This is a genomic window from Rhodoferax sp. U11-2br (assembly GCF_018619435.1).
Taxonomy (GTDB): Bacteria; Pseudomonadota; Gammaproteobacteria; order Burkholderiales; family Burkholderiaceae_C; genus Rhodoferax.
Genome location: NZ_JAHFZF010000043.1, coordinates 19,122 through 28,740, shown reverse-complemented (window position 1 = coordinate 28,740; position 9,619 = coordinate 19,122). Strand labels below are relative to the sequence as shown.

At 60.4% G+C, this 9,619-nt stretch carries 7 protein-coding genes; 4 read left to right on the top strand and 3 right to left on the bottom strand.

Annotated features, from left to right (window positions below; all coding sequences use genetic code 11):
- The first annotated feature begins 30 nt into the window (after positions 1-30).
- Positions 31-1,209, top strand: a complete 1,179-nt coding sequence (locus KKO72_RS19345; protein ID WP_251140795.1) for a CaiB/BaiF CoA-transferase family protein — start codon at positions 31-33, stop codon at positions 1,207-1,209.
- An 18-nt stretch (positions 1,210-1,227) separates the two neighbouring features.
- Complete coding sequence (locus KKO72_RS19340; RefSeq protein WP_214943000.1) at positions 1,228-2,151, top strand: LysR family transcriptional regulator; 924 nt, start codon at positions 1,228-1,230, stop codon at positions 2,149-2,151.
- Between the two features lie 122 nt (positions 2,152-2,273).
- Here KKO72_RS19340 and KKO72_RS19335 read toward each other — a convergent pair whose 3' ends face one another.
- The 3 genes from KKO72_RS19335 to KKO72_RS19325 all read right to left on the bottom strand — a co-directional run bounded on the left by KKO72_RS19335 (position 2,274) and on the right by KKO72_RS19325 (position 7,083).
- Positions 2,274-4,142, bottom strand: a complete 1,869-nt coding sequence (locus tag KKO72_RS19335; RefSeq protein ID WP_214942997.1) for a potassium transporter Kup — start codon at positions 4,140-4,142, stop codon at positions 2,274-2,276.
- A gap of 152 nt (positions 4,143-4,294) precedes the next feature.
- On the bottom strand, positions 4,295-5,590 hold the full coding sequence (gene gshA, locus KKO72_RS19330) for a glutamate--cysteine ligase (RefSeq protein ID WP_214942994.1): 1,296 nt from the start codon (positions 5,588-5,590) through the stop codon (positions 4,295-4,297).
- Between the two features lie 158 nt (positions 5,591-5,748).
- On the bottom strand, positions 5,749-7,083 hold the full coding sequence (locus tag KKO72_RS19325; RefSeq protein WP_214942991.1) for a glutamate-5-semialdehyde dehydrogenase: 1,335 nt from the start codon (positions 7,081-7,083) through the stop codon (positions 5,749-5,751).
- Positions 7,084-7,345: 262 nt separating this feature from the next.
- Between KKO72_RS19325 and yajC the strand changes: the two genes are divergently transcribed.
- Both yajC and secD read left to right on the top strand, forming a co-directional pair.
- On the top strand, positions 7,346-7,678 hold the full coding sequence (yajC, locus tag KKO72_RS19320; protein WP_078364599.1) for a preprotein translocase subunit YajC: 333 nt from the start codon (positions 7,346-7,348) through the stop codon (positions 7,676-7,678).
- Positions 7,679-7,728: 50 nt separating this feature from the next.
- A complete protein-coding gene (secD, locus tag KKO72_RS19315; RefSeq protein WP_214942989.1) occupies positions 7,729-9,609 on the top strand; it encodes a protein translocase subunit SecD in 1,881 nt (626 codons plus the stop codon).
- The last annotated feature ends 10 nt before the right edge of the window (positions 9,610-9,619 follow it).

Genomic DNA, 9,619 nt, shown 5'->3' with positions numbered 1-9,619 from the left:
CCCCCCAACACCGCCCCAACTTCTTCCCGGCTGCCCCTGTGTGGCTTGCGTGTGGTGGAGTTCACCCACATGGTGATGGGCCCGACCTGTGGCATGGTGCTGGCCGACATGGGCGCCGAGGTGATCAAGGTCGAACCCATCGAAGGGGACCGCACCCGCCACCTGCTGGGCGCCGGTGCGGGTTTTTTCCCGATGTTCAACCGCAACAAAAAAAGCATCGCGATCAACCTGCACCATGCCGAAGGCGCGGCTGTGGTACGCCAATTGGCCCAGAGTGCAGATGTGGTGCTGGAGAACTTCAAACCCGACACCATGGCCAAGTACGGGTTGGACTACGGAGCGCTGTCGCAGGTCAACCCCAAACTCATTTATGTGAGCCACAAGGGCTTTTTACCTGGACCTTATGAACACCGCACCGCGCTGGACGAAGTGGTGCAGATGATGGGTGGTCTGGCCTACATGACCGGCCGCCCCGGTGACCCGCTGCGCGCGGGCACCAGCGTCAACGACATCATGGGTGGCATGTTTGGCGCGATTGGCGCTTTGGGTGCGCTGATCCAGCGCGGCATCACCGGCCGGGGTCAGGAGGTGCAAAGCGCGCTGTTTGAGAACAATGTGTTCCTGGTCGGCCAGCACATGTTGCAGTACGCCATGACCGGCCAGGCCGCCGCACCGATGCCTGCGCGCATTTCGCCCTGGGGCGTGTACGACGTGTTCACCGCCGGGGATGGTGAGCAGATCTTCCTTTCGGCGGTCAGTGATGCCCAATGGCGCACGTTTTGCCAAGTGTTTGAACTGAACGATCTGTTGGCCGACCCACGTTACGCCAGCAACAACGACCGGGTGCGTGAACGCCCGAGCCTGATGCCAGTGCTGCGTGAACGCCTGGCGCGGTACCCCGCAGCGCAGATCGCCCAGATGATGGAAGCCAACAAGCTGCCCTATGCCCCGATTCGCAAGCCCGAAGAGTTGTTTGACGACGAACACCTGCTGGCCACCGGTGGCCTGGCCGACATCACCCTGCCCGACGGCGCGCGTGCGGGGCAAACCAGCAAGGCGACGTTGTTCCCGTTCACGATGGACGGCCAGCGTCTGGGTGTGCGCCTGGACCCGCCCAAGCTGGGCGCCCACACCAACGAGTTGCTGAACGGGCTCGGTTTGGATGACCACCAGGTGCAGGCGCTGCGCCAGGCCGGTGTGGTTGCCTAAGCCTGAGGCCGACACCTGATGAGCAAACTCAAACAGCTAGAAACCTTTGTCACCGTGGCCGCACGCGGTGGTCTGACCGCCGCCGCCCGGGCCGAAGGGGTGGCCCCGGCCATCATTGGCCGACGCATCGACGCACTCGAAGAACGCCTGGGTGTCAAGCTGCTGGTGCGCACCACCCGGCGTGTCACCCTCACGCAGGAAGGCAGCGCGTTTCTGGAGGACTGCCAACGCCTGCTGACCGATCTTGACAACGCCGAGGCCAGTGTGTCGGCCGGCGGTGTGCGGGCTACCGGCCACCTCAACATCACGGCCCCGGCGGGTTTTGGGCGCCGCCATGTGGCACCGCTGGTGCCGCGTTTTCGTGAGTTGCACCCCGATGTGACGCTGTCGCTCAACCTGAATGACCGGGTGGTGGACCTGGCCGCCGAAGGTTTTGACTGCGCGGTGCGCGTGGGGGACTTGCCCGACTCGAGCCTGGTGAGTGTGCGCCTGGCCGACAACCGCCGCCTGTGTGTGGCCGCGCCCCTTTACCTCAAGCGCCACGGTTTACCCCAGACACCGCAGGATCTGGCGCGGTTTGACTGCCTGACGCTCTCCAGCGACGCCTCCCAGACCCGCGGCTGGGCGTTTTCACAAGCCGCCAAAGACGGCACCGAGGTGGTCTACCTGAAACCGGGCGGGCCGCTGAGCTGCTCCGACGGTCAGGTGCTGTTCGACTGGTGTCTGGCGGGCTACGGCATCGCCTGGCGCAGCACCTGGGAGGTGCAGGCCGAGGTGGCTTCGGGTCTGCTGGTGCCGGTGCTGGAGGATTTTGCCGCGCCACCCAACGGCATTTATGCGGTGTTTACGCAGCGCAAACACTTACCGCTGCGCGTGCGCCTGTGGGTGGATTACCTCAAGCAGCAGTTTTCCCGCAAAGCCTATTGGCAAGGCGCGGCTTGACACAGCCATCGCAACCTGACTTAAAACCATAGCACAAAGCCCTTGCTATATAAGGGTCCAAGCGGCTTTTGACGCAAAACGTCTACCCCAGGCACTTACCAACGGCCTGGGCCAAGCCCCACTCAGATTTCGATCTTGGACCCGAGCTCCACCACCGCATTACTAGGCAGGTTCAGGAAACCGGCCGCGCCGCTGGCGTTCAGGTGCATCTGGGCAAATAGTTTTTCACGCCACGGTGCCATGCCGCTGCCCAGCGTGGGGGTGACGGTATCGCGGCTCAGGAAGTAGCTGGTGGTCATCGGGTCCAGGTCACAGCCCCGGCCCTTGATGCTTTGCAGCGCCTTGGGCAGGTCCGGGTCGTTTTTGAAGCCGTAATTGACAATCACCTGCCAGCAGTCATGCCCGAGCGATTCGATGGCCAGGCGTTTGTCCAGACCGATCCATGGCACCTCCTGGCTGACGACTGTGACAAACAGGTTGGTCTCATGCAGCACCTTGTTGTGCTTGAGGTTGTGCAACATCGCATTGGGCACGGTGCCGGTTTCGGCAGTCAGAAACACCGCAGTGCCGGGCACACGGGTCGGCGGGCTGACAAACACCGCCTCCAGAAAACTGGTCAGATCGATGGCTTCGGCCTTGATCTTCTGCTTGAGCAGGCGCCGACCGTCTTTCCAGGTCAGCATGATGGTGTAGATGCCCCCGGCAATCAGCAGCGGGAACCAGCCGCCGTCCACCAGCTTGAGCATGTTGGAGGTGAAAAACGCCATATCCACCACAAAAAACGCGCCGGTGGCCGCCAGGCACAACAACAGCGGGTAATGCCAGGCGTAACGGATGACAAAAAAGGTCAGCACGGTGGTGATCAGCATGTCCAGCGTGACCGCAATGCCATACGCCGCCGCCAGATTGCTGGACGACTTGAACAGTACCACGGCCAGCACAATCATCACAAACAGGCCCCAGTTCACAAAGGGCATGTAGATCTGGCCGGTGTCCTTGACGCTGGTGTGCAAGACCTGGAAGCGCGGAAGATAGCCGAGCTGGATGACCTGCTTGGTGACCGAAAACGCCCCGGTGATCAGCGCTTGAGAGGCAATCACCGTGGCCAGGGTGGCCAGGCCCACCAGCGGCAACAGGGCCCAGTCCGGCGCCATGTTGAAAAACGGGTTTTTGACCGCCGAGGGATCACTTAGCAGCAAGGCGCCTTGGCCGAAATAATTGAGCGTCAGCGCAGGCATCACCACCGTGAACCAGGCCAGACGGATCGGCTTTTTGCCAAAGTGCCCCATGTCGGCGTAGAGCGCCTCCCCCCCTGTCACGCACAACACCACCGCACCCAAGATCAGAAAGGTGGTTAAGGGATTGGACCAGGCAAAGCCCAGCGCATAGTGAGGGCTCAGTGCCCACAGAATTTCTGGGTTGTGCCAGATGTGGGACACCCCCAGCACCGCAATCGTGGCAAACCACAACAGCGTGATCGGACCAAAAAACTTGCCGATGTCGGCCGTGCCACGTTTTTGCACAAAAAACAGGGCAAACAGAATCACCAGGGTCAGCGGGATCACCGCTTTTTTCAGGGCGGGTGAGACCACTTCCAGACCTTCCACCGCTGACAACACCGACACCGCCGGGGTGATCACCCCGTCGCCATAAAACAGGCAGGTGCCAAAAATGCCTACGTACAAGAGCACCCGGCGCAGTTTGGGTTTGTCGACCACCGATTGGGAGGCCAGTGCCAGCATCGCCACCAGACCACCTTCGCCGTTGTTGTCGGCGCGCAGCACCAGCGTCACATACTTCAGTGAGATGATGACAGTGAGGGTCCAGAAAAAGATCGACAGGACACCCATCACGTTGTCCGTGGTGAAAGGAACGTGGCCTGCGCCAAACACTTCCTTGACGGCATACAGCACGCTGGTGCCGATGTCGCCATACACCACACCGATGGCGCCCAAGGTGAGCGCACGCAAAGTCGTTTTAGAGGTTACCAAGAATCACCAAGCCCCGGAATCATCAGGCTCCATGTCATAACAGGGCGCCATTTTGCGTCAGAAAGACCTCTGGGTTCTGATCCCCATCCAGTAGCGACTTGATCCAGGACAAGCCCAAGCCCCGACTTGTGGCCTGAAACCAACACCTGGTGCTAGTCGTAGACCTCGGCTTCGGGGTCGGTGGCTTCGAGTTCGTAACTGGCCGCCAGCATCGCCAGGCGGCCCACCACGCCATACATATAGAAACGGTTGGGCAGGCTGACCCCGGGTTTCACCCCGGGCTGGGGCAGCTGGGTGCTGTGCTCGAACGCCAGCGGCGCGTAGTCCGAGCCCGGTGCGTTGAGGGCTTCATCCACCCCGCGTCCGGCATGCACCCGGTAATACCCCCCCACCACGTAACGGTCCATGGTGTAGATCACCGGTTCGGCCACGGCGTCGTTGACACGCTCCTGCGTCATCACCCCTTCTTGCACCATGAAACCATGCGGCATCAGCGGTGTCTTGCGTTCTTTAACCAGGGTATGGACCCGTTCACACAGGGCCTGCATGTCCTTGGTATCACGCACGGTGACGATACCCAGTTCATGCGTGCCATGGTCGGCCTTGACCACCACAAACGGCTTTTCCTTGATGCCGTATTCCTTGTACTTGCGCCGCACGCGGGTCAGCACCAGGTCCACCTGGCCACGCAGGCAGTCCAGCCCGCTGTCTTGCGACAGATCGACCGCCTCGCACTTCTCAAACAAGGGGTTGATCAGCCAGGGGTCGACCCCCATGAGCTTGCCCAGCCGTTTGGCCACTTCTTCGTAAGCCTTGAAGTGGTTGCTTTTGCGCCGGGTTGGCCAGCCCGCATGCAAAGGTGGCAGCAGGTACTGCTCAAAAATCTCTTCCAAAATGCCGGGCACACCGGCGCTCAGGTCGTTATTGAGCAGGATGGTGCAGGGGTCAAAGTCTTTGAGGCCCAGGCGGCGTTTGCCGCGAATCACCGGCTCCAGGGTGACAGACGAACCACTTGGCAGGTCCAGGGTGATGGTTTTCTTGAGGGCCGGGTCAATCGAACCCAGCCGCACATTCAGGCCCGCCATATTGAAGATACGGGTGAGCTGAACCAGGTTTTCGAGGTACCGGACACTGTGTGGGCCGTTTTTGGGAACAACCAGCAGGTTGCGCGCTTCGGGGCAGATTTTTTCGATCGCGGCCATGGCCGCCTGCACGGCGAGCGGCAGCATTTCCGGGGTGAGGTTGTTCCAGGCGCTGGGGAACAGCCGGGTGCTGACCGGAGAGAGCTTGAAACCCGCGTTGCGGATGTCCACCGAGCTGTAAAACGGTGGGGTGTGCTCCATCCATTCCAGGCGGAACCAGCGCTCGATGGCGGGCATGGAGTCCAGCACACGCTGCTCTAACTCGTTGATGGGGCCCGTCAATGCGGTAATAAGGTGAGGAACCATGGACGACCTTGCGAAATAGTTGCTTTGATTCTAGGTCGGGGCGTTGTCGCTCCAACCTCCCTGACCTGACAATCTGTCTGGCACCGCGTCAGAGTGCACGGATGCGCAATAGTTCCACCACCGTCAGCCAGACGCGCCTGGCTTGACGGCGCATGAGCTCACGAGCGCACTTCTCCCTGGCCCAGCACCACGTACTTGAGCGAGGTCAGGCCTTCGATGCCGACCGGGCCACGCGCGTGGAACTTGTCGGTGCTGATGCCAATTTCGGCGCCCAGGCCATACTCAAAACCATCGGCAAAGCGGGTGCTGGTGTTGACCATGACACTGGCCGAATCAACCTCGCGCAAAAACGCTTGCGCATGCACATGGTCACGCGTCAGGATGGCATCGGTGTGGTGGCTGCTGTATTGATTGATGTGGCGAATAGCCTCGTCCACCCCGGCCACGATCTTGATGCTGATGATGGGTGCCAGGTACTCTTCAAACCAGTCGGCCTCGGTGGCGGGCGTCAGTTTGAATACTTCTTCATTCATAGCACCCTGCCCTTGATCCATAAGGGCTGGGGCACGATTTTCCTTGTAACTCTGGAGCAAGGCCAGGGACTCTGGGCAGCAGCGCATCTCCACCCCTTTGGCCGCATAGATGGCCGCGATTTTGGGCAGGAAGTCAGCCGCCACACCGCGCGCCACCAAGAGGCTCTCGGTGGCGTTGCAGGGGCTGTATTTGTTGGTTTTGGCGTTGTCGGCAACGATCACTGCCTGGTCGATGTCACATGGATCGTCCACATAGGTGTGGCAATTGCCGTCCAGGTGTTTGATGACCGGCACCTTGGCGTCGCGGCTGATGCGCTCGATCAGCCCCTTGCCGCCACGCGGAATGATCACATCCACATACTGCGGCATGGCGATCAGCTGGCCCACCACCTCGCGGTCGGTGGTTTGCACCAGCTGCACCGCGTTGCCTGGCAAACCGGATTCAGCCAAGGCCTGCTGCACCAGCCGTGCCAGCGCTTTGTTGGAGTCAATCGCCTCGGAGCCACCGCGCAGGATGCAGGCATTGCCACTCTTGATGCTCAACGAGGCCGCTTCAATCGTCACATTTGGACGGCTCTCAAAAATCATGCCAAACACACCAATCGGCACGCGCATCTGGCCGACCCGGATGCCGCTGGGCTGCTCTTTCAAACCGATGACCTCACCAATCACATCGGCCATGGCGGCCAGTTGCTCACAGCCCAGGGCGCAGGTTTCGATCACCTTGGGTGTGAGTTTGAGCCGATCCACCATCGGCGCCGCCAGCCCGGCCGCCATCGCCCGCGCGATGTCTTTGGCATTGTCGATCTGCAACGTCTCCACATTGCTGCGCAGCAGCGCCGCCAGTTTTTTGAGCGCTGCGTTTTTGCTAGCTGCTGAGGCTTTTGCCATAAGGGCTGAGGCTTGTTTTGCTTGAATACCCAGGGTTTGGGTGTACTCAGAAAGCGTGATCTCGTTCATGCGGGTATTTTCGCATGCTGCGGTGCCAACAGCCAGGCATCCCCGCACAACGGGGGCCCGGGCCACATCGAGCCAGCGCCTTGGCAACCTGGTGCCCCCTGCGCAGCAGCAGATACCGCTTTAAGCCATGGGGTGTCTGGCCCGGCGAAGGTTGGCCGCTTTGTGATGGCCGCATACAATGAGAAGTTGTCCTTGGACGGTCGCTCTGGGTGCTCTACCTGGACGGTTTGTTTATCAATTCATTGAACATCTGGAGTTATCTGTGTTTATTTCTTCTGCATTTGCGCAAACCGCGCCCGCCGCTGCCGCATCGGGTGACATGCAATCGACCCTGATGGGCATGTTGCCACTGGTCCTGATGTTTGTGGTGTTGTACTTTGTGATGATTCGCCCGCAAATGAAAAAGGCCAAAGAGCACAAAAACATGGTGGAGTCTCTGGCCAAAGGGGACGAAGTGGTCACCGCCGGTGGTTTGCTGGGCAAAGTGAGCAAGCTGAACGAAGGTTTTATCAGCGTTGAGATCGCCAACAGCGTTGAAGTCCAACTCCAGCGCAGTTCCGTGGTGCAAGTCTTGCCCAAGGGCACCATCAAATAAGCCGTCTTGAAGCTGGCCCTGGCCAGCGTTTTGTTATCTGAAGGGCGGTCATGAATCGTTACCCGGTCTGGAAATACGTGATCATCGTGATCGCGCTGGTGGTTGGTGGGCTGTATGCGCTACCCAACTTTTTTGGTGAGTCTCCGGCGGTGCAGGTCTCTGCCGCCAAGACACTGGTCAAGGTGGATACCAACACCTTGGCCCAGGTGGAGGCGGCTTTGAAAGCAGCCGGGATCACGGTGGACCAAGTTGTGCTGGACGGCACATCGATCAAGGTTCGCCTGAATGACACCGACGCCCAACTCAAGGCCAAGGACGCCATTCAAAAAGCCCTGTTGCCCGATCCCAGCAATCCCGCTTATGTGGTGGCCTTGAACCTGGTCTCGCGTTCACCGGCGTGGCTCACCGGGCTGCATGCGGCACCGATGTACCTCGGGCTGGATCTGCGCGGTGGTGTGCACTTCATGCTGCAGGTGGACATGCAGGCGGCTTTGAGCAAGCGCGCAGAGTCGCTCTCGGGTGACGTGCGCACCAGCTTGCGTGAGAAGAACATCCGGCACAGCGGCATCAGCCGCGAAGGCCAGTCCATCGAGGTCAAGTTCCGTGACGCGGCCACCCGTACCCAGGCGAAAGCGGTGTTCCAGGACCAGTTTACCGATCTGCAAACCGCTGAATCCGCCGACGGCGTGGATTTCAAACTCACAGCGTCCATCAAGCCCGATGCCGCCCGGCGCATCCAGGATCAGGCCCTCAAACAGAACATCACCACACTGCACAACCGGATCAATGAACTGGGTGTGGCTGAGCCCGTGATCCAGCAGCAGGGTCTGGACCGCATCGTGGTGCAACTGCCTGGCGTGCAGGACACGGCCAAAGCCAAAGATATTCTGGGGCGCACCGCGACCCTGGAAGTGCGCATGGTGGACGAAAGTGCGGAGGCACGCGGCGCTGAAGCCGGTACCGGCATGGTGCCGTTTGGCTCGGAGCGCTACCTGGAACGCAGCGGCCAGCCCGTCATTGTGAAAAAGCAGGTCATCTTGACCGGTGAAAACCTCACCGACGCCCAACCAGGCTTTGATGGCCAGACGCAGGAACCCACGGTCAACCTGAACCTCGACGCCAAAGGCACCCGGATCTTCCGCGACGTGACTCGTGAAAACGTGGGCAAACGCATGGCGATCCTGCTGTTTGAAAAAGGCAAAGGCGAAGTGGTCACCGCCCCGGTGATCCGCACCGAAATTGGCGGTGGTCGGGTGCAAATCTCGGGCCGCATGACCACAATGGAAGCCAACGACACCGCGCTGCTGCTGCGTGCTGGCTCCTTGGCCGCGCCGATGGAAATCATCGAAGAAACCACCATTGGACCCAGCCTGGGCGCCGAGAACATTGCCAAGGGCTTCCACAGCGTCGCCTGGGGCTTCCTGGCGGTGGCGGTGTTCATGTGTATCTACTACATGTTGTTTGGTGTTTTTTCGAGCATTGCACTGGCATTTAACCTGTTGCTGCTGGTGGCGCTACTGTCAATGTTGCAAGCCACCCTGACCCTGCCGGGCATGGCGGCCATGGCCCTGGTGCTGGGCATGGCGATTGACTCCAACGTGCTGATCAACGAACGTATTCGCGAGGAGCTGCGCAACGGGGCCTCACCCCAGGCGGCGATCCACACCGGTTACGACCGCGCCTGGGCCACCATTTTTGACTCCAACATCACCACCCTGATTGCCGGCCTGGCGTTGCTGGCCTTCGGCTCGGGGCCGGTGCGGGGGTTTGCCGTTGTGCACTGTTTGGGTATCATGACCAGCATGTTCTCAGGCGTCTTCTTCTCCCGTGGCTTGGTGAACCTCTGGTATGGGCGCAAGAATCGACTCAAGAGTGTGTCGATCGGTACCATCTGGCGGCCTGAATCTGGCGCCACCATCAAAGCTGAATAAGGGAGAACAC